Here is a 20,786-nt window from a genome sequence, read left to right on the forward strand (position 1 = left end):
GGTCCGCGCGGCAAACTCTGCAGCGTGAGCGAGCTTCCCGGCACCAGCCTCCCGACCGGCTTCCAGTTCGGCGCCAGCACCGCCGCCTACCAGATCGAGGGAGCGGCCGACGAGGACGGCCGGGGTCCCTCGGTGTGGGACACGTTCTGCTCCGAACCCGGCCGGATCGTCGACGACAGCAGCGGCGAGGTGGCCTGCGACCACTACCACCGGCTCGACGAGGACCTGGGGCTGATGGCGCGGCTCGGGCTGGATGCGTACCGCTTCTCGATCTCCTGGTCCCGCGTCCTGCCGACCGGCTCCGGCGAGATCAACCAGAAGGGCCTCGACTTCTACGACCGCCTCGTCGACGGGCTGCTCGAACGCGGCATCGCGCCCATGGCGACGCTGTTTCACTGGGACACTCCGCAGGTGCTGCAGGACGCCCACGGCGGCTGGCTGAGCCGGAAGACGGCGCAGCGCTTCGGAGAGTACGCGGCTGCGGTGGGCGATCGGCTCGCCGACCGAGTCGCCCACTGGTGCCCGGTGAACGAGCCGAACGTGGTGACCGTCCTCGGCCACGCGCTCGGCATCCATGCCCCTGGCCAGGCGCTGGTCTTCGACGCGCTGCCGGCCGGTCACCATCTGCTGCTCGGGCACGGGCTGGCGGTCCAGGCGCTGCGCGCCGCGGGCGCGAACAGCATCGGCACCGCGACGAACCACATGCCGGTATGGCCGGCGACCGACTCGGAGGCCGACAGAGCCACCGCAGGACTGCTGGACACGCTGTGGAACCACTCGTTCGCCGATCCTGTGCTGCTCGGCCACTATCCGGAAGACCTCGCCGCGCTGTTCCCGGTCCAGGACGGCGATCTGGAGGTGATCGGCTCGCCGCTCGACTTCTACGGGCTCAACTACTACAACCCGACCGCGGCGGCCGCGGCCCCCGACGGCGCCGCCAACCCGATCGAGCAGCCGCCGATCACCGGCTACCCGACCACCGACTTCGGCTGGCCGGTCGTCCCCGACGGGCTCCATGACCTGCTCACCGCGCTGCACCAGCGCTATCCGCAGCATCCGCCGTTCGTGATCACCGAGAACGGCGCCTCCTACAACACCGCTCCGGGGGACGGCGACGCCGATCGCATCGCCTACCTGGACCTCCATCTGCGTCAGGTCGAGCGTGCCGTCGCCGACGGCATCGACGTGGCCGGCTACTACTGCTGGTCGCTGATGGACAACTTCGAGTGGGCCGAGGGATACACCCAGCGGTTCGGGCTCGTGCACGTCGACTACGACACTCTCGTTCGCACGCCACGCGACTCCTTCGACTGGTACGCATCCGTAATCGCCGCGCACAAATCCCGACGGTCAGGACCACCCACCCCATAGGCTCGCCTCCCGTGAGCGCCACCGACACACCACGACGTCTCCGCGAGCCTGCCCACCAGGTCTCCGAGCGGGCACCTGCCTACTGGCGGACGACCTCCGCCATCGGCGCCGTGTTCTGGCTGGCGTTCGCGATCGGGGCTGCGATCGCGGCCGTGCTCACCCCCAGCGGTTGGTGGACGTGGCTGATCTGGCTGGCCGCAGCCCTGCTGGTCCTGGCGTCTGTGCCGGGGCTGACCTTCGTGCCGTCGGTCCGGTTCCGGATCCACCGGTGGGAGGTGACCGAGATCGCCGTCCACGTACGCCACGGCTGGCTCACCGTGGTCGACGAGATCGTGCCGCTCTCCCGGGTCCAGACCGTCGACTCGACCCAGGGACCGCTGATGCGGCACTTCGGGCTGCGCACGGTCAAGGTCTCCACCGCTTCCGCTGCCGGCATCGTGCAGATCGACTGCCTCGATGACGCGCTCGCGCTCGAGGTCGTCGCGAAGCTGGTGGCCATCACCGCGGCCACTCCCGAGGACGCCACGTGAGCACCCCGGACGTCCCGGCACCGGACACCCCGACACCGGATGCCCCGAGCACCCCGGACGACGACTGGCAGCGCCTGGCCGGCTGGACGGCCGTGGTCAGCCCGATCTCGACGCTGCGGCAGGCGATCATCCCGGTCGTGGTCGGCGCGTTCGGCGCCGGACAGGCCAACCCGCTGATCGGTCTGCTGGTGGCGGTCGGCATCGCCGCGGTCGCCGCGGTCATCGGTCTGATCCCCTGGCTGACCACCAGCTATCGGGTGACCCCGACCCACCTGGAGGTGCGCAAGGGCCTGCTCAACCGCACCACCCTGACCGCCCGCCTGGACCGCGTACGCAGCGTCGACCTCAACTCGACCCTGGTCCACCGCGCCCTCGGCGTCACCAAGGTCAACGTCGGCACCGGCGTCGACGAGGGCCAGATCACCCTCGACTCGCTGACCAAGGACGCCGCCGCCCGGCTGCGGCGCGAGCTGCTGCACGCCACGCCTTCGGCCCCCGCAGGGGAGGCCGCGGCGACCTCTGTTCCCGAGGACGGCGAGGTCCTCACCGGCCCGGCCCCCGGGCACCCCGTGGCTGTCGGCGACCCAGGGAGCGGCGAGGTGATCGCCAAGCTGGACTGGTCGTGGATCAAGTACGCCCCGCTCAACCTCAAGAACCTCGCCATCGCGCTCGGTGGTCTGGCCGCGTTCTTCGGCGCCTTCTCCGACTTCCTCCCGTGGGAGCAGACGCTCGGGATCCGCGTCGACAACGGCGAGATCAACGGCCGACCGATCGCCTCGCTGCTCGACATGCTGGTGGTCATCATCCCGATCGGGGTGGTCGTGGCGGTGCTGGTCTGGGCGGCCGGTTCGTGCGTCGGCTACGTGGTGCGCTGGTGGGACCTCCAGGTCGTACGCGAGCAGGGCCGGGAAGGCACCACGCTGCGGCGCAGCTTCGGTCTGACCAGCACCCGTGCGACGACGGTGGAAGAGGCGAAGGTACGCGGCGCCACCTCCACCGTCGGCCCGCTGATCGGCCTGGCCGGCGGCGCCGACCTCAACCTGCTCACGACCGGCCTCGACGACAACTCCCCCGCGGTCCTGCCGACCGCGCCGGAGTCCGTGGTGTCGACCGTCGGCAAGGACATCCTCGGCGAGGACGCGTTCTCGACCGACCTCGACGGCCACGGGCCGCGGCCACGACGGCGCTACTGGTTCCAAGGGGCGCTCGGGGCGGTGGTCTGGACGCTGCTCGCACTGGTGCCGACGGTGCTGATCGGCATCTTCGGCGACACCTGGCTCTGGTGGCTGCCGGTCGCGGTGCTGCTGGTCGCGCTCGCCCTCGAGCTGCTCGGCGCCGAGCTCGCCCATCGCCACCTCGGCCATGCGCTCACCGAGCGTTATCTGGTGGTCCGCTCGGGCTCGTTCACGACCGTGCGCACCGCGCTGCAGACCGACGGGATCATCGGCTGGCGGGTCAAGCAGAGCTTCTTCGACCGTCGCCTCGGGCTTGCCCAGGTCACCGCCATGACAGCGGCCGGGAAGGAGCATGTCGACATCCCTGACGTGCCGCTCGAGACGGCCGTCGCGCTCGCGGCGGCGGCCACGCCGCGTACCCTCTCGGACTTCGTCGAATAACCCGTTCCACCTCGGCAGGGTTTCGGTGGATGATCCGGCCATGACCATCCAGATCCGCCATCTCACCTTCGACAGTGCCGACCCTCGCAAGCTCGCCGAGTTCTGGTCTGCCGTGACCGGCTGGCACCTCTTCTACGACGAGGACCCCGAGGTGATCGTCGCCCGGAGCTTCCCGTCGAAGGAGCTGATGTTCCTCTTCGTCCCGGTGCCGGAGGCCAAGTCGGCGAAGAACCGAGTCCACATCGACATCAAGCCGGAGGACACCACGCGCGACGAGCTGGTCGAGCGAGCCCTCTCGCTCGGCGCCACCGTCTTCGGCGACCACCGCAAGGAGGACGGCAGCGGCTTCGTCGCGCTCCGTGACCCCGAGGGCAACGAGTTCTGCATCGAGCGCGGCGAGCACGAGATGACGTCGAGCGGCCCGATGACGATCGGGCTGAAGATCTGACCTCAGCCCGAACTGGCCTCGGCCGCCCCGACCTCAGCGGGTGAGCACTCCGACCCGTCCACCCGCACCCGCGGCCCAGCAGGTGCCGTCGGCGCAGTCGACGGTGTGGAAGCGGGTCTGGGTGGCGCCGAACGGCGTCCACGAGCGGCCGTTGTCGTGGCTGATGTCGCTGCCGTTGGGGCCGACGGCGATCGCCGTGCTGCCGCCGACCCAGGCGACCGCTTCACGGAATCCGCCCAGGTCAGAGGCTGAGTTGGTCCAGGTCCGGCCACCGTCGGTGGAGTAGGCGGCGCGGTCCACGCCGTCGTTCTCGAGGCCGAAGTCACCGCCGACCGCGATCCCCTGGCGAGGGTTGCGGAAACCGAGGCCGAAGACCCCGGCGGCCTCGCCGGTCGCGAGCCTGGAGTCGGCCGAGGTCCAGGTGCGGCCGCCGTCGTGGGTGGCGTGGACCTTCGCGGCGGAGCCACCGCCGGCGAGCCAGGCATCTCGTCCGCCGGAGGTGACCAGGCAGGTGCCGCTGGCCGAGTAGCCGACCTCGCCCGGCGCCTCGAGCCCACGGGTGTCCGCGATCGTCCAGGTGTCGCCGCCGTCCGAGGTGGTGAGGATGCGCCACTCGCCGTCGACCGGGTCGCTCATCGCGATCCCGCGCTCGCCGCCCGGCCAGAAGTCGACGCAGTTGTAGAAAGCCTTCGGCTCCGCGGAGCGGAACGTCTCGGTCCACGTCGCACCGCCGTCGACGGTCTTGTAGATCCGGCTCGCCTCGCCCTCGCCGATCGAGAGCACCACCGCCTCGCTGGCGGAACGCGCCTCGACGTCGCGGAAGAGCAGCCCGTCGGATCCCGGCGGCGACACCTCGTCCCAGGTCCGTCCGCCGTCGGTCGTTCGGAACACGCCGCCGCCGTCCCCGCCGACCCACGCGGTCTCGCCGTCGACGGCGTCCAGCGCCCGGAAGCCCTGGGTCGTCCCGACGTTCACCGACGTCCATCGGTACGCACCCCCTGACTGTGCAGCCCCCGCGGACTGCGGCGCGAGGACGAGGGTGGTGAGGGCGAGAGTGGCCGCCGCTGCGGCTCCGACAACGATGCGCACGCCGTTCACCCTGTCCCCACCCGGCGCCTTCTGTCCACCGAACTGACAAAATTCGTCCGTCGAAACCGCACGCCCCGCGGGCGAATCTGTAGCCGTGGCAGGCGAATGTCGGGTTTCGTCCGCATCGTTTGCAATTTCGGATCGCCATTTCCACAGACTCGGCAAATTTCTTCCGCGACCGGTTGGTAGCCCCTAGAGTGAATCGCCGTGCCGCATCGCGGCGGCACAGATGGGATGGTTGTCATGAGTAGATCGACACGGACCAGGCGAGGAAGGCTGGCGGCCGCGGGGATCGCGGCGGCGGTGGCGGTGGCCATGCCCTACGCAGCAAGCCATGCCGCCGAGCCGGACTTGCCCACCACGCCCGCCGGCAAGACGCCGACGCAGCACGGCAAGATCGTCTCCCTGATGCAGCACATGTCGCTGCAGGAGAAGGTCGGCCAGCTCTTCGTGATCGAGGTCTACGGGCGCGACGCCAACGACGTCAGCGCCACGGCGAAGGCTGGCAACCAGAAGCTCTACGGAGTGGACACCCCAGCGCAGGCGATCGCGAAGTACAAGCCCGGCGGGGTCATCTACTTCACCACCCGCGGCCCCGACAACATCGGTGACGCCGCGCAGGTGGCGACCCTCTCCAACGGCCTCCAGCAGGCCGCGCTGAAGGAGCGCAACAGGATCCCGCTGAACATCGCAGTCGACCAGGAGGGCGGTGCTCTCGTGGCCCGCTTCGGTCCTGCCAGCGGCGCGACCCAGATGCCCGGTCAGATGGCGCTCGGCGCCGGTGGCTCCACCGATGACGCGGCCCGTTCGGCCGAGGTCATCGGCAGCGAGCTGGCCGCGGTCGGGATCACCCAGGACTACGCGCCGGTCGCCGACGTCAACCTCAACCCCAACAACCCCGTGATCGGGATCCGCTCGGCAGGAGCCGACCCCGCAGCCGTCTCCGACCTGGTCGCCGCCGAGGTCGACGGCTTCGACGACGGTGGCCTCTCCTCGATCGCCAAGCACTTCCCGGGCCACGGAGACACGGGCACCGACAGCCACTACGGCCTGCCCGAGGTGACCCACACCCGCGAGCAGCTCGAGGAGATCGACCTGCCGCCGTTCAAGGCCGCGATCGACGCCGGGATCGACGCGATCATGACGGCCCACGTGACCGTCCCCGCGATCGACCCGACCGGTGAGCCCGCCACCATGTCCGAGCCGATCCTGACCGGTCTGCTCCGCGAGGAGATGGGCTTCGACGGCCTGATCGTGACCGACGCCCTCGACATGCAGGGGGCGAGCGCGACCTACCCGGCCGACGTCGCACCGGTCGAAGCCTTCCTCGCCGGCGCCGACCAGCTGCTCATCCCGCCGAAGATGGACACGGCCTACGCCGCGGTGCTCGACGCCGTCAAGAACGGCACCATCACCCGCAAGCGGCTCGACGAGTCGGTCTATCGGATCCTGAAGCACAAGTTCGACAACGAGATCTTCGAGAGTCCCTACGTCGACGCGGCTGCCGCTCCGGCGGTCTTCGGCGACCCGGTGCACAAGGCCGACGCCCAGGCGATCTCCGACCGGACCACCACCTTGGTGAAGAACGACGACGACCTGCTGCCGTTGACCGCCGGCCCGAAGGACGTCCTGGTTGCCGGCTGGGGCGTGGACACGACCGCAGGCATCGCGGCCGGGTTCCAGAAGCGCGGTGCGACGACCCAGGTCCTGCAGTCGGGCACGACCCCGACCGATGCGCAGATCAACGCCGCCGTCGCGGCCGCGGAGGGCAAGGACCTGGTGGTGGTGCCGACCAACAACGCCTGGCAGATCACCCCGGCGACCGGTCAGCCGACTGCCGCCGCGGTCGCCCAGACCAAGCTGGTCAAGGCGTTGCTGGCCACCGACACCCCGGTGGTCGTCACCGCCATGCGCAACCCCTACGACGTCACCTCCTTCCCGGAGGCCGCCACCGTGCTCAACACCTACGGCTACACCTCCCACCAGCTCGAGTCGCTGGTGCGAGTGCTCTACGGCGAGGTCGACCCGAGCGGCAAGCTGCCGGTCGAGATCCCCGACCTCTACCCGCTCGGCCACGGTCTGAGCTACTGATCCGTGAACGAACGGTGGCCCTCCCGCGGATCGCGGGAGGGCCACTGTCGTACGAGACGGGTCAGGAGCCGTAGACGGCCCGGACACCTTCGGCGTCGGACGGCTGGAACTCGAGGTCGTCCGAGCTGCCGTTGCACTGCGGGTAGTGCATGATCGAAGCGGAGTCGTACGCCGTCACCTCGCGCCAGCTCGGGCTCTCGAGACAGTCACCCATGGGCATCGCCTCCGGACGGGTGTGCTCATGACGGAAGCCGAGGACGTGGCCGAGCTCGTGAGCGATGACGTCACCGGGCTCCCAGTTGCCCGACGAGAAGATCGAGTCGTCGACCAGCACGTTGCGCGCGCTCTTGGAGCTCGACGGGAAGAACGCTCGGGCGATGTACTTCGAGGTCCTGACCGGCTCGACCGAGAAGACCACGTTGTTGTTCCGAGTGTTGCACGACGCGTCCTGTGCGGGCACGTAGGTGAACTCGACCGCCGAGCTCGCCGCTTCCCACGGCGCGGCTCCCTGGTCCATCGCGGTGACGATCGCTGCCTTGTCGGTGCCGAACTTGTCCGAGACGCAGTAGGTCAGGTTCCGCGCCTGTGCGGCCGACCACTTGTCATCGACACCGTTGACGGTGTTGATGATGAGGCCGTCCTCCGGGACGTGCTTCGGCCCCGAGACCATCGACTCGTAGAACTTCCGCAGGTCGCCCTTGGTGGACACGACCTCGTCTCCGTTGACGACGTACTGACCGTCGACGTCCACATAGGTCGACGCCTCGAACTCCTTGTAGCTCGGCACCTCTTCGGCGAACGCGGGAACCATCGACGCAGTCAGCGCCGCGGCCCCTGCAGCAGCGGCAACCATCATGGGCATACGAACTCGCATAGCTCTCCTCCTGGATGAACGGCAGCCGGTGAACGACCGGTAACCGTGGACGGAGCGTGACACATACCCCCAGGGGTCTTCTACGGCAACTTAGTGAAGTGCAAATAGATGCAAATCCAGCCTGGATACCGCAAAGCCAGGAGAGGGGCCACTGCCGCTATCGAGCGGGCCAGATCACCTTGTTCGCGTCGTCGACGACGGCTTCGGCATAGGACGAGTCGAACCAGGACGCGGCGTCCTCCGGCGTGACCTTCTCCCCGGCGTACGTCGTCACGACCCCGGCCAGAGCGGCGACATTGTCGGGATCGACGGATCCGAACCGGACCGGCAGCGGGTTGTCCTGGACGACCTGGACCTCGGTGCGCCAGATGTCCGTCTCGTGCTTCTCGTCGGACTCGGCGCCGGCCAGGTCGTGCTGGTAGCCGATGCACTCCTCCACGTGATCGGAGGCCGCACAGTAGGTGTAGGCCTTGAAGACGGCGCGCAGGAAGTCCTCGACGGCTGTCGGGTGCTTCTTCGCCCAGGCCGGGTTGACCGAGTAGGCGCCCAGCGACCCGGGGACGTCGAAGTCGGTCGGCTCCCAGACCGTGACGTCCTCCCCGGCCTCCTTCAGCTGGTTGGGCTCGTTGGAGACGAAGCCGACCAGCGCGTCGACCTGACCGCGCGTCAGCACGCCGGGGTCGTAGCCGACCTTGACCTGCTTCACCTTCGACATGTCCACACCGGCCTCGGCGAGCATCGCCTGCACCCCGACCGGCACCCAGCCCTTGTGGCCGAGCGTCTTCCCCTCGAGCTGCCCGAGATCCGTGATCGAGGTGCCGGTCATCAGCACGTCGAGGCCGGCGTTGGAGTAGGAAGAGACGCCGAGCACCTTCAGGCCGCTCGCGTTGGAGGTCATGATGTCCTGCTCGGAGAGCGGCCCGACCTGCACCTTCCCGGCGGCGATCAGCTTGGCGTTCTGGGAGACGTCACCCGAGCCCGGCTGGAGCTCGACGTCGAGACAGAGGTCGTTGAAGTAGCCGAGCCGGTCGGCGGCGATGGCCTCCATGATCGAGGCCGACGCCTGCCAGTAGTAGCCCGACATGTAGGTGATCTTCCCGGCCTTCTGGTTCTGCTCGCAGCGCTCCGCGGAGACGGCGCTCCCCTGCTCTCCTGCCTCCTCCTGCGCGGAACCGCAGGAGGTCAGCACGCCCAGCAGGACCCCCACCGAGGTGAGGGCAGCGGCGATCGGACGTACGCGAGACATCAAGAGCTCCTTTGGAGGGTCAGGGCTGGTGCCAGTGGAGCACTCGCCTCTCGGCGAGCGTCACGAGCCAGAACAGCAGCGACCCCAACGCCGCGAGGACGAAGATCGCTGCCCACACGGTAGCCAGTCGGTTCTGTGAGCTGGCCACCTGGATCACGCTGCCGAGACCGTCGGCAGACCCCGCCGCGGAGAGCTCGGCCACGACGGCCCCGATCATCGAGAGCGGGAAGACGATCCGCAGCGACGCGAAGACGTAGGGCAGCGATGCCGGGATCCGCAGATAGCGCAGCACCTCCAGTCGGCTCGCGGCCACCGTGCGGTAGACCTGCAGCACCGGACCCGGCACCGCGCGCAGCCCGGTCGCCACGTTGATCAGGATCGGGAAGAAGCAGACCAGCGCGGTCAGGACGACCTTCGGCGCCATCCCGAACCCGAGCGCGACCACGAGCAGCGGCGCGATGGCGACCAGCGGCGTCACCGAGAGGACCACGGCGATCGGCATCACGGCGCGCCGCACCACCCCGATCTCGCTCACCACCACGGCGAGCGCGAACGCGGCCACGAACCCGATCCCGAGCCCCACCAGGGCCTCGCCGAGCGTGACCAGGGTGTTGTGCAGGAAGTAGGCCGGGTCCTCGCCGAGCACGCCCGCGATGTCTCCGAGCGGCGCGAAGAGGTAGGGCATCGCTCGCGCGCCGATGCCCCACGCGACGGCGAGCACGACGACGAGAAGGACGAACGGAAGCCAGTACGCCGGCCGGAGCAGGCGTGTGCGACGGCGCAGGCGCCGCGCGGCGAGCTGCTCGGGAGTGGGCACGGCGAGGTGCGGGCGCGGCAGCGGGGCCGGCTGCGTACCGGCTCGGGTGTTGGGTCGAAGGCTCACGAGAGCACCTCGCCGTGGCTGAAGGCGTCCCGCAGACTGTCGCGGAGGGCGAGCTCGTAGGCGTGGAACTCCGGCGAGGTGATGATCTCCTGGTGCCGAGGGCGGGGCAGATCGATGCCGATGACGTCGGTGATCCGGCCCGGCCGCGGCGCCATCACGACGACCTTGTCGGACAACCTGACCGCCTCGGAGATCGAGTGCGTCACGAACACCACCGTCGCGCGGGTCTGCTCCCACAGCTCCAGGAGCTGCTCCTGGAGCGCCTCTCGGGTGAACTCGTCGAGCGCACCGAAGGGCTCGTCGAGAAGGAGTACGTCGGGGCGCAGCCCGAAGGCGCGTACGATCGCGGTCCTCTGCTTCATGCCACCCGACAGCTCGGCCGGCAGCTTGTGGAGCGACTCCCCCAGGCCGACCTCGCGCAGCATCGCCTCCAGGTCCGGGCGGCCGCGGTCGCTCCGCCGGTTGACCTTGTGGGGCAGCGTCACGTTGCCGAGCACGCTCAGCCAGGGCAGCAGCGCAGGAGACTGGGGCACGAACCCGAAGGCCTTCGCCTCGGCGGCCTCCCTCGGAGTCAGGCCGCAGACGGTGATCTTCCCTGCGTCGGCCGGCTCCTGGCCGCTGATCAGCCGCAGCAGCGTGGACTTCCCGCACCCCGAGGGCCCGATGATGCTCACGAACGTGCCCGGCTCGATGGTCAGGTCGACGTCATCGAGGGCGATCAGGTCGACGAGGTCGGCCTGCTCATAGAGACGACGCACCCCGTGCATCTCGATCGTCGCGCTGCCCACGCCTCAAACGTTAGTCGACTCCCGCCCGTCGGTAGTCTGACGGGCGTGCGTATCGCCACCTGGAACATCAACTCCATCCGCTCCCGCATCGACCGCGTCGAGGCCTTCGTCGAACGACACTCCATCGACGTGCTCGCCCTGCAGGAGACCAAGGCCAGGCCCGACCAGATCCCGACCATGGGGCTGGAGGCCCGCGGCTACGAGGTCGCCTCGGTGGGGTATGACCAGTGGAACGGCGTCGCGCTGGTCTCCCGCGTCGGGCTCTCCGACCTCGAGGTCGGGTTCGAGGGGATGCCGTCGTTCAAGGACGTCGCCGAGGCGCGGGCGCTCACCGCGACGTGCGGCGGGGTGCGGGTCACCTCCGTCTACGTCCCCAACGGCCGCAAGCCCGACGACCCTCACTACGCCTACAAGCTGGAGTGGCTCGCCGCCCTGCAGAAGGCCGCCATGGCCTGGCACGACGGGCCCTCGGCCATGGTCGGCGACTGGAACGTCTGCCCCTACGACGAGGACTGCTTCGACCCCAAGCAGTTCGTCGGCAAGACCCACCTCACCCCGGCCGAACGGGACGCCTTCTTCGCCATCGAGAAGGATTTCAAGGACGTCGTACGCCCCTTCGTGCCCGGCCCGGACGCCTACACCTACTTCGACTACTACCGGCAGCGCTTCGAGCGCAACCGCGGTCTGCGCATCGACTTCGTCCTCGGCTCGCCGACCTTCGCCTCACGGGTCACCGGTGCCTTCGTCGACCTCGACGAGCGCAATCCCGCGATCGGCACCGGCTCCCCCTCCGACCACGCTCCGGTGATCGTCGACCTCGCCGACTGAGGCCGACTGAGACCGGTCGCTTCGGCTACTTCGGTGGCTTCGGCGGCAGCGACTCGGCCGTCGCCACGCCGCGCCGGACCCAGTCGGTGAGCGCGTCGCCGCGGACCAGGTCGGCGGCGACGTTGACGTAGCCGGACATCGTCCGGGCGCCCATGACCATCGGCTCCGCCCCGGCCGCGATCGCGGCCTCGTAGGCCGACTTGCCGGTGCGTACGAGCAGGTCGTCGGCGCCGACCGCGCACGCCATGTTGCCGTTCACCATGAACGCCAGCCCACCGAACATCTTCACCTCGGTGGTCTCGGCAGGCATCAGGTTCCGGACACGTTCCGCAAGCTCAACGTCGTAAGCCATGTCTCCATGCAACCACGAACAAGCTCCTTCCCTCCACGATCAGCGCTGAAGCGCCCCTCGTCTGGACGCAGCGCAGTGAGGAGCGAAGCGACGAACGGAGCGGAGGAAGACGAGGGTCAAGCGCAAGCGCTGCGCGAGCTTCGGAGCGATCGCAACAACCCAGCGCTGGAGCGCTCCTCGTCTGGACTGACCAGAGCGAGGGAGCGAAGCGACTGAGCGGCGGGAGGGAAGACGAGGATCAAGCGGAAGCGCTGCGCGAATTGCGAAGCAATCGCCAACAAAACTGTCGGTGGTTGCTGGGAGGATCTGAGGCATGGAGATCTGGATCCTCGTGCTCGGGCTGATGATCGGTCTTGCTCTGGGCGCTGTGCTCGGGGGGCTCTGGGTGCGGGCGCGGAGCGTGGACACGGTCGCGGCGGGGATGGTGGACCAGGCCGAGGTGATGCAGGGGCTCGACCGGCTCAGCGACCAGATGCAGCATCTCGACCGCGAGCGGGCGCGCTGGCAGGGACAGTTCGAGACCGAGGTCAACCGGCTGCAGACCGAGACCCGGTCGCTGTCGACGGCGCTGCGCAAACCCCAGGTCCGAGGCCGTTGGGGTGAGATGCACCTGCGGCGCGCCGTCGAGCTGGCCGGCCTGGTCGACAAGTGCGACTTCTCCGAGCAGGTCCACCTGGAGGACGGACGGCTGCGCCCCGACCTGGTCGTGCACCTGTCCGGCAACAAGGAGCTGGTCGTCGACTCCAAGGTTCCCCTCGATGCCTACCTCGACGCCGCAGCCGCGGACAACGAGGACGACTACCGTGCTCACCTGCGCCGACACACGGCCCAGCTGCGTACGCATGTGGACCAGCTGGCGTCGAAGTCCTACTGGCGCTTCCTGGAGGAGTCGCCCGAGTTCGTCGTGCTCTTCGTGCCGGCGGAGTCGTTCCTGTCGGCGGCGCTGGAGACCGAGCCCGGTCTGATCGAGTACGCCGGGGAGCGCCGCGTCGTGCTGGCCTCGCCGACGACGCTGATCGCCCTGCTGCGCACGGTCGCGCACGGCTGGTCCCACGAGGCGCTCGCGGAGCAGGCTCGGGAGATCCACCGGCTCGGCCGTGACCTGCACCAACGACTCACCACGATGTCGAGCCATCTGGACGGGATCGGGCGCTCGCTCAACACCGCGGTCACCCGCTACAACCAGGCGATCGGATCCTTCGACAACCGGGTCCTGGTGGCCGCCCGTCGTTTCAATGAACTATCGGTAACCGACGACGATCTCGAGACGCCTCGTCCCGTCGAGATCCGCGCTGTGGAACGCCTGAGCAGCGCAAGGGAAGACGATCGGCGCGCCGCCGAAAATGACGGTGTGCCGGGCCCTACCGTGGGTTCTGATACACAGGCTGCATACGAGAGATCGTGACCCCATGAGTCAGCGCACCATCTGGGAGGAAGGACGAGAGTCCGGCCGCCATGTTGTCGCGCTCGGATCCGCCACCTCGCTGACGGTGACCTTCGTCGATCTGCTCATCGACGACCAGATCGGCCTGCTCTTCGACGTCACCTTCGTGGCGATCGCGGTGACCCTCGCGCTCATCGTCAGACCCAGCGACTTCTTCGTCGTCGGCGTGCTCCCACCACTGATCATGCTCGGCATCTTCACGCTGCTGGCCGCGACCCAGCCCGGATCGATCGCCGACGCCGAGGACGGGTTCGTCCAGGCGGTGGTCAGCGGCCTCGGGCATCACGCGGTCAGTCTCTTCATCGGCTACGGGCTCTGCCTGGGATGTCTGGTGATGCGCCGCCGGGTCCTGCGGCAGCGCAGCGAGACCCGCGACGAGGTCGAGCGCGAACGCGCCATGGCCTCCTGAACGGCCCTGGCTTGGCCCTCAGTCCAGAGCCAGGAACCCGGAGACGTCACCGGCGCCCTGACGGATGATCTCGGGCTGACCGTCGGACCAGTCGATGACCGTGGTCGGCTCGGCCGGGGTCTCACCGGCCTCGATCACGATGTCGACCTGGTGGTCGAGCGCCTCCTTGACGTTCCAGCCGAAGACCTCCGGCTCGGTCTCGCCGGGCAGGATCAGCGTCGAGGACAGCAACGGCTCGCCGAGCTCCTCCAGGATCGCCTGGACGACGGTGTGCTCGGGGATGCGTACGCCGACGGTCTTCTTCTTCGGGTGCATCAGCCGCCGCGGCACGTCGGGGGTCGCCGGAAGGATGAAGGTGTAGGGACCCGGCGTCGCGTGCTTGATCGCCCGGAAGGCGCTGTTGTCGACATGGACCATCGTGCCGAGCTGGGCGAAGTCCTTGCAGAGCAGCGTGAAGTGGTGGCGGTCGTCGAGGCCTCGGATCCGCAGGATCCGGTCGCGACCGTCCTTGTTGCCGAGCCGTGAGCCGAGCGCGTAGCCGGAGTCGGTCGGGTAGGCGATCAGCTGGTCGTCACGCAGGGCATCGACGACCTGGCTGATCAGACGGGACTGCGGGTTGTCAGGGTGTACGTCGAGGAATCGGGCCACCCCTCGACCCTAACGCCCTGGGCCGGGGGCCGTTCAACCCCTCGCGGCGGCAGCCTTGAGGTCTTTTCGCAGCTCGGTGGGGAGCGCGAAGATCAGCGACTCCTCGGCGCTCTTGTGGGCGGTGGCGTCCGGGAAGCCGCGCTCCTTGAGGAACTCGACGACACCTTCGACGAGGTTCTCGGGCACACTGGCGCCGGAGGTGACCGAGACGCTGCGGACGCCCTCGAGCCACGACTCGTCGATCTCGCTGGCGTCGTCCACGCGGTAGGCGGCCTTGGCGCCGGCCTCGAGGGCGACCTCGACCAGCCGGACCGAGTTGGAGGAGTTGCCCGAGCCGACGACGATGACGAGGTCGCTGGCCGCGCCGATCTCCTTGACCGCCTGCTGGCGGTTCTGGGTGGCGTAGCAGATGTCGTCGCTGGGCGGGTCGAGAAGCTCCGGGAACTTCACGCGGAGCGCGGCGACGGTGGACATGGTCTCGTCGACCGAGAGGGTCGTCTGGGAGAGCCAGACGACCTTGGAGGGGTCGGGAACCTCGATGTTCGGTACGTCGTCGGGGCCCTCGACGAGCGTGGTCGCCTCCGGCGCCTCACCCATGGTGCCCTCGACCTCCTCGTGACCGGCGTGGCCGATCAGCAGGATGCTGTAGCCCTCGCGGGCGAACCGCTTGGCCTCAAGGTGGACCTTGGTGACCAGCGGACAGGTCGCGTCGATCGTCTTCAGCTCACGCACAGCGGCATCGGCGTGGACCGCCGGAGAGACGCCGTGGGCGGAGAACACCACGGTCGCGCCCGAGGGCACCTCGTCGAGCTCGTTGACGAAGACCGCGCCGCGGTTGCGGAGGTCGTCGACGACGTGCTTGTTGTGCACGATCTCCTTGCGCACGTAGACCGGCGCGCCGTAGAGGTCCAGGGCCTGCTCCACGGTGATCACGGCCCGGTCCACCCCGGCGCAGTAACCGCGCGGCTCCGCGAGGAGGACAGCCTTCTCGTCGTCGGAGATCAGGCGTGGGGTGCCGAGGTCGATGCTCATGGCTCCAGTCTAGAGACCGTGGCGTGATGCTCCGATTCGGCCGGGCCTCGTTTCCGGACGCAGGCGAGGGCAAGGCTCGGATGTCGGTGGACCGCTCTAGGGTTGGCGGCATGGCGTTGGACACCTCCCCCGAGTCGCCCGCTCCGGTGCGGCAGATCGCGAACGCGATCGGCGGCTGGATCGACAGGCTCGGTGCCGTCTGGGTGGAGGGGCAGGTGGCCCAGATGAGCCGGCGGCCGGGGATGCAGACGGTCTTCTTGACGCTGCGTGACTCGGTGGCCGACATCTCGGTGCCGGTCACGTGCACCCGGTTCCTGCTCGACAGCCTCAATCCGCCCCTGGTCGAGGGCGCGTCGGTGATCATCCACGCCAAGCCGTCCTACTACGCCAACCGCGGCACCCTGTCCCTGCAGGCTCGCGACATCCGGCCGGTCGGCCTCGGCGAGCTGCTCGCCCGGCTCGAGCAGCGCCGGCAGCTGTTGGCCGCCGAGGGGCTCTTCGCCGCCGAGCTCAAGCGGCCGCTCCCCTTCCTCCCGACCAAGGTCGGCCTGGTCACCGCGGCCAACTCCGCGGCCGAGCGGGACGTGCTCGAGAATGCGCGACGGCGATGGCCGCAGGTGCGGTTCGAGGTGGCGTACGCCGCGATGCAGGGCAGCCGCAGCGCCGCCGACGTCGTCGAGAAGCTGCAGCGGCTCGACCGGGATCCCGAGGTCGACGTCATCGTCGTCGCTCGCGGCGGCGGCTCCGTCGAGGACCTGCTGCCCTTCTCCGACGAACATCTGATCCGTGCCGTGCACGCCGCCCGCACGCCGGTCGTCTCCGCGATCGGCCACGAACCCGACTCGCCGCTGCTGGACCTCGCCGCCGACGTACGTGCCTCGACACCGACCGACGCCGCCAAGCTCGTCGTGCCGGACGTGGTCGAGGAGCAACGGATCGTGGCGACCGGACGCGACCGGCTCCGCGGCGGGATCGCCGCCCTGATCCACCGTGAGCAGACGCTGCTGGACGCACTGCGTTCCCGCCCCGTCCTGGCCGACCCACGCTCACTGATCGACGCCCGGCGCGACGAGGTCACCTCGCTGCGCGACCGTGCCCGCCGCACCGTCGGGCACGCCCTGGACCGCGCCGCCGACGACATCGGCCACCACCGCGCCCGTGCTCGCGCGCTCTCGCCCCTGGAGACGCTGAGACGAGGCTACGCCGTCGCCCAGGACGCCGACGGGCACGTGCTCACCAGCGTCGCCGACGCCGCCGAGGGCGCCGCCGTCAGCATCCGCCTCGCTGACGGCCGCCTGGCCGCGACCATCACCTCGACCGAGCAGACCGAGACCGCCGAGACTGAGCCCATCAAGACTGAGCCCCTCAAGGAGGGATCCGATGACTGATTCCGACACCGCCGACAAGAACCTCTCCTACGAACAGGCCCGAGAGGAGCTCGTCGAGGTCGTCCGCAAGCTCGAGGCCGGCGGCATCACCCTCGAGGAGTCGCTGGCTCTGTGGGAGCGCGGCGAGAAGCTGGCCACCCTGTGCCAGGAATGGCTGGACGGCGCCCGTAAGAAGATCGACGCCGCGATCCAAGACTGACGAGACGTCACCCAGGTCGGCCGAGGCGTCACTCCGGTCGGCCGAGCTGTCATCGCCGTGCCCCCTCGGCCGACGCGCGTGACGCCTCGGCCGACGCGGGCGACGTCTCGCTACTCGAGGGGTTCGGTGGTGAGGAGGGCGAGGTAGTCGCGTACGTCGCCGTCCTTGGGGCCCCAGAGCATGAGGGTCTGGTCACCGACCTCGGTGGAGTAGGCGTTGTCGCCGTCGGCGTCGGACCACTCGGTCCAGGTGGTGGCGACGTCGGTCTCGATGTCGACCTCGTCGCCCTTCCGGGCCTGGGGGTCGACGTTCTTCTGGGCCATCGCCTGGGCGGAGCGGCTGGAGAGCTCCAGGCCGACGTAGGAGGTCTCGCCCTTGACGAACGACATGGTCCACGCCGGCTCATCGCCGCCCTGGTAGGACGGGTCGGTGTTGGCATACCAGCCCGACGGGAGCTCACGCGGGTAGAGGACGTCGAGGTCGGCGGCCTGGGCGCTGCGTACGGCCTCGGCCCAGTCGGCCTTGTAGATCTTGTTGGCGCCGCTGACCTCGCGCTCGAGGTTGCCGCGCCACTGCACGATGAGCACGATCGGAACGACGAGGACGAGCAGGAAGATCATCGAGCCGATCAGGGCGCCGAAGGTACGCGGGTAGCTGCGCGCCGGGGTCTCCGGCTGCTCGCTCGTCGACGGGCTCGACGCCTGAGAGGGCTGCTGATCGGTCTCACTCACGCCATCCATGGTCCCACTCGGCCGATGTTCCCCTCGAATCGTGGTCTCGACACGCTCGACCACCACCTTCAGATGTTCCGCAGATGAGGACATTTCATGCAGGATCGCGCCGCAGGTGCGATACTTCTCGCGTGGCCACCTACCGTATCGCCGAAGCCGCCGACCTGCTCGGCGTCAGCGACGACACCGTGCGTCGCTGGATCGATGCCGGACGGATCGAGGCATCCACGGAGAACGGCCGCGCGGTCATCGAGGGTGTCGCCCTGGCAGAGCTCGCCTCGGAGCTGGCCGACGCCCCCGACCCGGACCGGGCGAAAGCGGTCAGCGCCCGCAACCGGATGCTCGGGATCGTCACCCGGACCACCAAGGACACGGTGATGGCCCAGGTCGAGATGGTCTGTGGTCCTTACCGGATCGTCTCGCTGATGAGTGCCGAGGCGGCCACCGAGCTGGGGCTCGAGCCCGGCGTCAGCGCGGTCGCATCGATCAAGTCGACCAACGTCGTGGTGGAACGCCCATGATCAAGAGCCCAGGAATCTGCGCCGTCGTCGCGTCGGCCGCCGTGCTCGCTCTCGCCGGCTGCGGGAGCTCGAGCGGGGAGGCGGAGGACCGGGAGCTGACGGTCTTCGCAGCGGCCTCCCTGACCGACACGTTCACCGAGCTGGCCGAGGAGTTCGAGAAGGACCACCCCGGCGTGAAGGTGACCACGAGCTTCGGCGGCTCCTCGGACCTGGTCGCCCAGATCGAGGACGGCGCCCCGGCCGACGTCTTCGCCTCGGCCGACACCAAGAACATGGACAAGCTCGGCGACCTGGCCGCCGACCCCCAGGACTTCGCCGCCAACACGCTGGAGATCGCGACCCCGCCGGGCAACCCGGCGGAGATCACCGGCTTCCAGGATCTCGCCGAGGCCGACACCAAGGTCGTGGTCTGCGCGGTCGAGGTCCCGTGCGGCAACGCCACGGCCGAGATGGAGCAGAAGACCGGCGTCGACATCGAGCCGGTCAGCGAGGAGCAGTCGGTCAGTGACGTGCTCGCCAAGGTCACGTCCGGCGACGCCGACGCCGGCCTCGTCTACGTCACCGACGTGATCGCCGCCGGCGACTCCGTGACGGGCGTCGAGTTCGAGGAGGCGGACCAGGTCGTGAACACCTACCCGATCAGCGCTCTCGAGGGCGCCGACGACGCCGATCTCGCCCAGGAGTTCGTCGACCTGGTGCTGAGCGAGACCGGACAGAAAGTCCTGACCGATGCCGGCTTCAGCCAGCCCTGATCTTCTCGGGAGCACCAGGCGGACGGACCGGCAGAGGGGGGCCGGTCCGTCCGTCGGTATGCCGCGCTGGCTGTGGTTCCCGGCTGCCCTGGCGGCGGCGTTCATCATCGTTCCGCTCGTCGCGATCATCCTCCGCGTCGACCTGGCGAGCTTCCCGGCGCTGATCACATCGCCGTCCGCGCTGGAGGCGCTCTGGCTGAGCCTGCGCACCGCGGCGGCCAGCACCGGGCTGTGCGTCCTCCTCGGCGTACCTCTCTCCACCGTCCTCGCCCGCACGAGCTTCCGCGGCCAGGGGCTGGTCCGCTCGCTGGTGCTGCTTCCGCTCGTGCTGCCGCCGGTCGTGAGCGGGCTGGCGCTGCTCTACACCTTCGGCCGGCGGGGACTGCTCGGGCAGTCGCTGGACCTGGTCGGTATCCAGATCCCGTTCACGACCCTCGCGGTCGTGATCGCCCAGACGTACGTCGCGCTGCCGTTCCTGGTGATCAGCCTCGAGGGTGCGCTGCGCACCAGCGGCACCAGGTACGAGGCGGTGGCAGCCACCCTCGGCGCCCGCCCGACCACCGTCTTCCGCCGCGTCACCCTCCCGCTGGTCGGCCCCGGTCTGCTCTCGGGATCGGTCCTCGCCTTCGCCCGGTGCCTGGGCGAGTTCGGCGCCACGATCACCTTCGCCGGCAACCTCCCCGGGGTGACCAGCACGATGCCGCTGCAGGTCTACCTGCTCCGCGTCGACGACCCCGACGCCGCCGTCGCGCTGTCGCTGGTCCTCGTGGTCGTCGCGGTCGCGGTGATCGGCTTCGCCCGGCACGGGAGGGCGCTATGAGCCGGCTCCACCTGCGTGCTGTCATCCCTCAGCGCGGCATCGACGTCACCCTCGACGTCGCCGCCGGCGAGACGGTCGCGCTCACCGGTCCCAACGGCGCCGGCAAGTCGAGCGTCCTCGGTGTGATCGCCGGGCTCCTCCGTCCCGACGAAGGAGAGGTACGCCTCGGCGACCGCGACCTGGACGGCACTCCCCCGCACGCCCGCGGGGCCGCGCTGCTCGCCCAGGATCCCCTGCTCTTCCCGCACCTGTCGGTGCTGGCCAACGTCGCCTTCGCCCCCCGGGCCCGAGGCGTACGTCGCCGCGAGGCCAACGAGCTCGCTCTGCGCCACCTCACCGAGATCGGCGCCGAGACGCTCGCCGGTCGCAAGCCGTCCCAGATCTCCGGCGGCCAGGCCCAGCGCGTGGCGGTGGCACGAGCCCTCGCGGCCGATCCCGAGCTGCTCCTGCTCGACGAGCCGATGGCCTCCCTCGACGTCGACGTACGTCCCATGCTCCGCCAGACCCTCCGAACCGCCCTCGCGGACCGGACCGCGATCATCGTCACCCACGACGCCGCCGACGCCCGTGCGCTCGCCGACCGGGTGGTGGTGATCGAGCACGGTCATGTCGTCGAGGACGGCCCGACCGACCAGGTGCTGAACGACCCGCAGACGCCGTTCGCTGTGAGGCTTGTCTCTGGATCGATCAAGTGACACCGGGGCCGCTCCACCGCGCCCGGCCGAT

The 20,786-nt window shown here is 69.4% G+C and carries 23 protein-coding genes; 14 read left to right on the forward strand and 9 right to left on the reverse strand.

Annotated elements, in window-relative coordinates:
• Positions 1–24 precede the first annotated feature (24 nt).
• The 4 genes from WBG06_RS17830 to WBG06_RS17845 are packed head-to-tail and all read left to right on the forward strand — an operon-like array spanning position 25 to position 3,965.
• Positions 25–1,371 carry a GH1 family beta-glucosidase gene (locus tag WBG06_RS17830; protein WP_336738275.1) on the forward strand — a complete coding sequence of 449 codons (1,347 nt, stop codon included), beginning with the start codon at positions 25–27 and terminating at the stop codon, positions 1,369–1,371.
• An 11-nt stretch (positions 1,372–1,382) separates the two neighbouring features.
• Positions 1,383–1,901, forward strand: coding sequence for a PH domain-containing protein (locus WBG06_RS17835; protein ID WP_336738277.1), 519 nt, complete (start codon positions 1,383–1,385; stop codon positions 1,899–1,901).
• Positions 1,898–3,517: a PH domain-containing protein gene (locus WBG06_RS17840; RefSeq protein WP_336738278.1), complete on the forward strand. Its 1,620-nt coding sequence runs from the start codon at positions 1,898–1,900 to the stop codon at positions 3,515–3,517. The genes WBG06_RS17835 and WBG06_RS17840 overlap by 4 nt, the downstream gene beginning before the upstream one ends.
• A 40-nt stretch (positions 3,518–3,557) precedes the next feature.
• Positions 3,558–3,965 carry a VOC family protein gene (locus tag WBG06_RS17845; RefSeq protein ID WP_336738279.1) on the forward strand — a complete coding sequence of 136 codons (408 nt, stop codon included), beginning with the start codon at positions 3,558–3,560 and terminating at the stop codon, positions 3,963–3,965.
• A gap of 33 nt (positions 3,966–3,998) precedes the next feature.
• Here the strand turns inward: WBG06_RS17845 and WBG06_RS17850 are convergent, their stop codons facing one another.
• Positions 3,999–5,054, reverse strand: a complete 1,056-nt coding sequence (locus tag WBG06_RS17850; protein ID WP_336738281.1) for a WD40/YVTN/BNR-like repeat-containing protein — start codon at positions 5,052–5,054, stop codon at positions 3,999–4,001.
• 243 nt (positions 5,055–5,297) lie between these two features.
• On the opposite strand from WBG06_RS17850, the gene WBG06_RS17855 reads away from it, so the two are divergent.
• The gene (locus WBG06_RS17855) at positions 5,298–7,145 is read left to right on the forward strand and encodes a glycoside hydrolase family 3 protein (RefSeq protein ID WP_336738282.1); all 1,848 of its coding nucleotides are present in this window, start codon (positions 5,298–5,300) and stop codon (positions 7,143–7,145) included.
• A 61-nt stretch (positions 7,146–7,206) separates the two neighbouring features.
• On the opposite strand, the gene WBG06_RS17860 is transcribed toward WBG06_RS17855, so the two are convergent.
• From WBG06_RS17860 to WBG06_RS17875, 4 genes are all read right to left on the reverse strand, one after another.
• Positions 7,207–8,019 (reverse strand): M57 family metalloprotease, encoded by an 813-nt coding sequence (locus WBG06_RS17860; protein ID WP_336738283.1) that lies wholly within the window; start codon positions 8,017–8,019, stop codon positions 7,207–7,209.
• Positions 8,020–8,176: 157 nt separating this feature from the next.
• On the reverse strand, positions 8,177–9,265 hold the full coding sequence (locus WBG06_RS17865) for an ABC transporter substrate-binding protein (protein ID WP_336738284.1): 1,089 nt from the start codon (positions 9,263–9,265) through the stop codon (positions 8,177–8,179).
• A gap of 19 nt (positions 9,266–9,284) precedes the next feature.
• Complete coding sequence (locus WBG06_RS17870; RefSeq protein ID WP_336738285.1) at positions 9,285–10,148, reverse strand: ABC transporter permease; 864 nt, start codon at positions 10,146–10,148, stop codon at positions 9,285–9,287.
• The gene (locus WBG06_RS17875; protein ID WP_336738286.1) at positions 10,145–10,936 is read right to left on the reverse strand and encodes an ABC transporter ATP-binding protein; all 792 of its coding nucleotides are present in this window, start codon (positions 10,934–10,936) and stop codon (positions 10,145–10,147) included. Before WBG06_RS17875 ends, WBG06_RS17870 begins: the two co-directional genes overlap by 4 nt.
• 45 nt (positions 10,937–10,981) lie before the next feature.
• On the opposite strand from WBG06_RS17875, the gene WBG06_RS17880 reads away from it, so the two are divergent.
• Positions 10,982–11,764: an exodeoxyribonuclease III gene (locus tag WBG06_RS17880; RefSeq protein WP_336738287.1), complete on the forward strand. Its 783-nt coding sequence runs from the start codon at positions 10,982–10,984 to the stop codon at positions 11,762–11,764.
• Positions 11,765–11,789: 25 nt separating this feature from the next.
• On the opposite strand, the gene WBG06_RS17885 is transcribed toward WBG06_RS17880, so the two are convergent.
• A complete protein-coding gene (locus WBG06_RS17885; protein WP_336738289.1) occupies positions 11,790–12,116 on the reverse strand; it encodes a TfoX/Sxy family protein in 327 nt (108 codons plus the stop codon).
• Positions 12,117–12,429: 313 nt separating this feature from the next.
• Here WBG06_RS17885 and WBG06_RS17890 point away from each other — a divergent pair, with 313 nt between their 5' ends.
• Together WBG06_RS17890 and WBG06_RS17895 are read left to right on the forward strand one after the other, a co-directional pair.
• Entirely contained in the window at positions 12,430–13,521 is a 1,092-nt protein-coding gene (locus WBG06_RS17890) for a DNA recombination protein RmuC (protein WP_336738290.1), read from the forward strand.
• A gap of 4 nt (positions 13,522–13,525) precedes the next feature.
• A complete protein-coding gene (locus WBG06_RS17895) occupies positions 13,526–13,969 on the forward strand; it encodes a DUF6542 domain-containing protein (RefSeq protein ID WP_336738292.1) in 444 nt (147 codons plus the stop codon).
• 18 nt (positions 13,970–13,987) lie between these two features.
• Here WBG06_RS17895 and WBG06_RS17900 read toward each other — a convergent pair whose 3' ends face one another.
• Together WBG06_RS17900 and WBG06_RS17905 are read right to left on the reverse strand one after the other, a co-directional pair.
• Positions 13,988–14,617 carry an L-threonylcarbamoyladenylate synthase gene (locus tag WBG06_RS17900; RefSeq protein ID WP_336738293.1) on the reverse strand — a complete coding sequence of 210 codons (630 nt, stop codon included), beginning with the start codon at positions 14,615–14,617 and terminating at the stop codon, positions 13,988–13,990.
• A 33-nt stretch (positions 14,618–14,650) separates the two neighbouring features.
• Positions 14,651–15,649: a 4-hydroxy-3-methylbut-2-enyl diphosphate reductase gene (locus WBG06_RS17905; RefSeq protein WP_336738294.1), complete on the reverse strand. Its 999-nt coding sequence runs from the start codon at positions 15,647–15,649 to the stop codon at positions 14,651–14,653.
• A 110-nt stretch (positions 15,650–15,759) separates the two neighbouring features.
• On the opposite strand from WBG06_RS17905, the gene xseA reads away from it, so the two are divergent.
• Positions 15,760–17,037 (forward strand): exodeoxyribonuclease VII large subunit, encoded by a 1,278-nt coding sequence (gene xseA, locus WBG06_RS17910; protein WP_336738295.1) that lies wholly within the window; start codon positions 15,760–15,762, stop codon positions 17,035–17,037.
• Positions 17,030–17,236: an exodeoxyribonuclease VII small subunit gene (locus WBG06_RS17915; RefSeq protein WP_336738296.1), complete on the forward strand. Its 207-nt coding sequence runs from the start codon at positions 17,030–17,032 to the stop codon at positions 17,234–17,236. The genes xseA and WBG06_RS17915 overlap by 8 nt, the downstream gene beginning before the upstream one ends.
• A 110-nt stretch (positions 17,237–17,346) precedes the next feature.
• Here WBG06_RS17915 and WBG06_RS17920 read toward each other — a convergent pair whose 3' ends face one another.
• Entirely contained in the window at positions 17,347–17,967 is a 621-nt protein-coding gene (locus WBG06_RS17920) for a DUF4245 family protein (protein ID WP_336738297.1), read from the reverse strand.
• A 131-nt stretch (positions 17,968–18,098) separates the two neighbouring features.
• Between WBG06_RS17920 and WBG06_RS17925 the strand changes: the two genes are divergently transcribed.
• From WBG06_RS17925 to WBG06_RS17940, 4 genes are read left to right on the forward strand one after another with little or no spacing between them, the layout of a single operon-like run.
• Positions 18,099–18,488, forward strand: a complete 390-nt coding sequence (locus WBG06_RS17925; protein WP_336738298.1) for a TOBE domain-containing protein — start codon at positions 18,099–18,101, stop codon at positions 18,486–18,488.
• Positions 18,485–19,240 carry a molybdate ABC transporter substrate-binding protein gene (modA, locus tag WBG06_RS17930; protein ID WP_336738299.1) on the forward strand — a complete coding sequence of 252 codons (756 nt, stop codon included), beginning with the start codon at positions 18,485–18,487 and terminating at the stop codon, positions 19,238–19,240. The genes WBG06_RS17925 and modA overlap by 4 nt, the downstream gene beginning before the upstream one ends.
• A 58-nt stretch (positions 19,241–19,298) precedes the next feature.
• Positions 19,299–20,060 carry an ABC transporter permease gene (locus WBG06_RS17935; protein ID WP_336738301.1) on the forward strand — a complete coding sequence of 254 codons (762 nt, stop codon included), beginning with the start codon at positions 19,299–19,301 and terminating at the stop codon, positions 20,058–20,060.
• Positions 20,057–20,755, forward strand: a complete 699-nt coding sequence (locus WBG06_RS17940; RefSeq protein ID WP_336738302.1) for an ATP-binding cassette domain-containing protein — start codon at positions 20,057–20,059, stop codon at positions 20,753–20,755. The genes WBG06_RS17935 and WBG06_RS17940 overlap by 4 nt, the downstream gene beginning before the upstream one ends.
• The last annotated feature ends 31 nt before the right edge of the window (positions 20,756–20,786 follow it).

It is taken from the genome of Nocardioides sp. CCNWLW239, assembly GCF_037137035.1.
Lineage (GTDB): Bacteria > Actinomycetota > Actinomycetes > Propionibacteriales > Nocardioidaceae > Nocardioides.

Coding starts and splice junctions, on each gene's coding strand:
- WBG06_RS17845 (WP_336738279.1), top strand. CDS start 3,558: ATGACCATCCAGATCCGCCATCTCACCTTCGACAGTGCCGACCCTCGC.
- WBG06_RS17855 (WP_336738282.1), top strand. CDS start 5,298: ATGAGTAGATCGACACGGACCAGGCGAGGAAGGCTGGCGGCCGCGGGG.
- WBG06_RS17860 (WP_336738283.1), bottom strand. CDS start 8,019: ATGCGAGTTCGTATGCCCATGATGGTTGCCGCTGCTGCAGGGGCCGCG.
- WBG06_RS17865 (WP_336738284.1), bottom strand. CDS start 9,265: ATGTCTCGCGTACGTCCGATCGCCGCTGCCCTCACCTCGGTGGGGGTC.
- WBG06_RS17885 (WP_336738289.1), bottom strand. CDS start 12,116: ATGGCTTACGACGTTGAGCTTGCGGAACGTGTCCGGAACCTGATGCCT.
- WBG06_RS17890 (WP_336738290.1), top strand. CDS start 12,430: ATGGAGATCTGGATCCTCGTGCTCGGGCTGATGATCGGTCTTGCTCTG.
- WBG06_RS17895 (WP_336738292.1), top strand. CDS start 13,526: ATGAGTCAGCGCACCATCTGGGAGGAAGGACGAGAGTCCGGCCGCCAT.
- WBG06_RS17905 (WP_336738294.1), bottom strand. CDS start 15,649: ATGAGCATCGACCTCGGCACCCCACGCCTGATCTCCGACGACGAGAAG.
- xseA (WP_336738295.1), top strand. CDS start 15,760: ATGGCGTTGGACACCTCCCCCGAGTCGCCCGCTCCGGTGCGGCAGATC.
- WBG06_RS17915 (WP_336738296.1), top strand. CDS start 17,030: ATGACTGATTCCGACACCGCCGACAAGAACCTCTCCTACGAACAGGCC.
- modA (WP_336738299.1), top strand. CDS start 18,485: ATGATCAAGAGCCCAGGAATCTGCGCCGTCGTCGCGTCGGCCGCCGTG.
- WBG06_RS17935 (WP_336738301.1), top strand. CDS start 19,299: ATGCCGCGCTGGCTGTGGTTCCCGGCTGCCCTGGCGGCGGCGTTCATC.
- WBG06_RS17940 (WP_336738302.1), top strand. CDS start 20,057: ATGAGCCGGCTCCACCTGCGTGCTGTCATCCCTCAGCGCGGCATCGAC.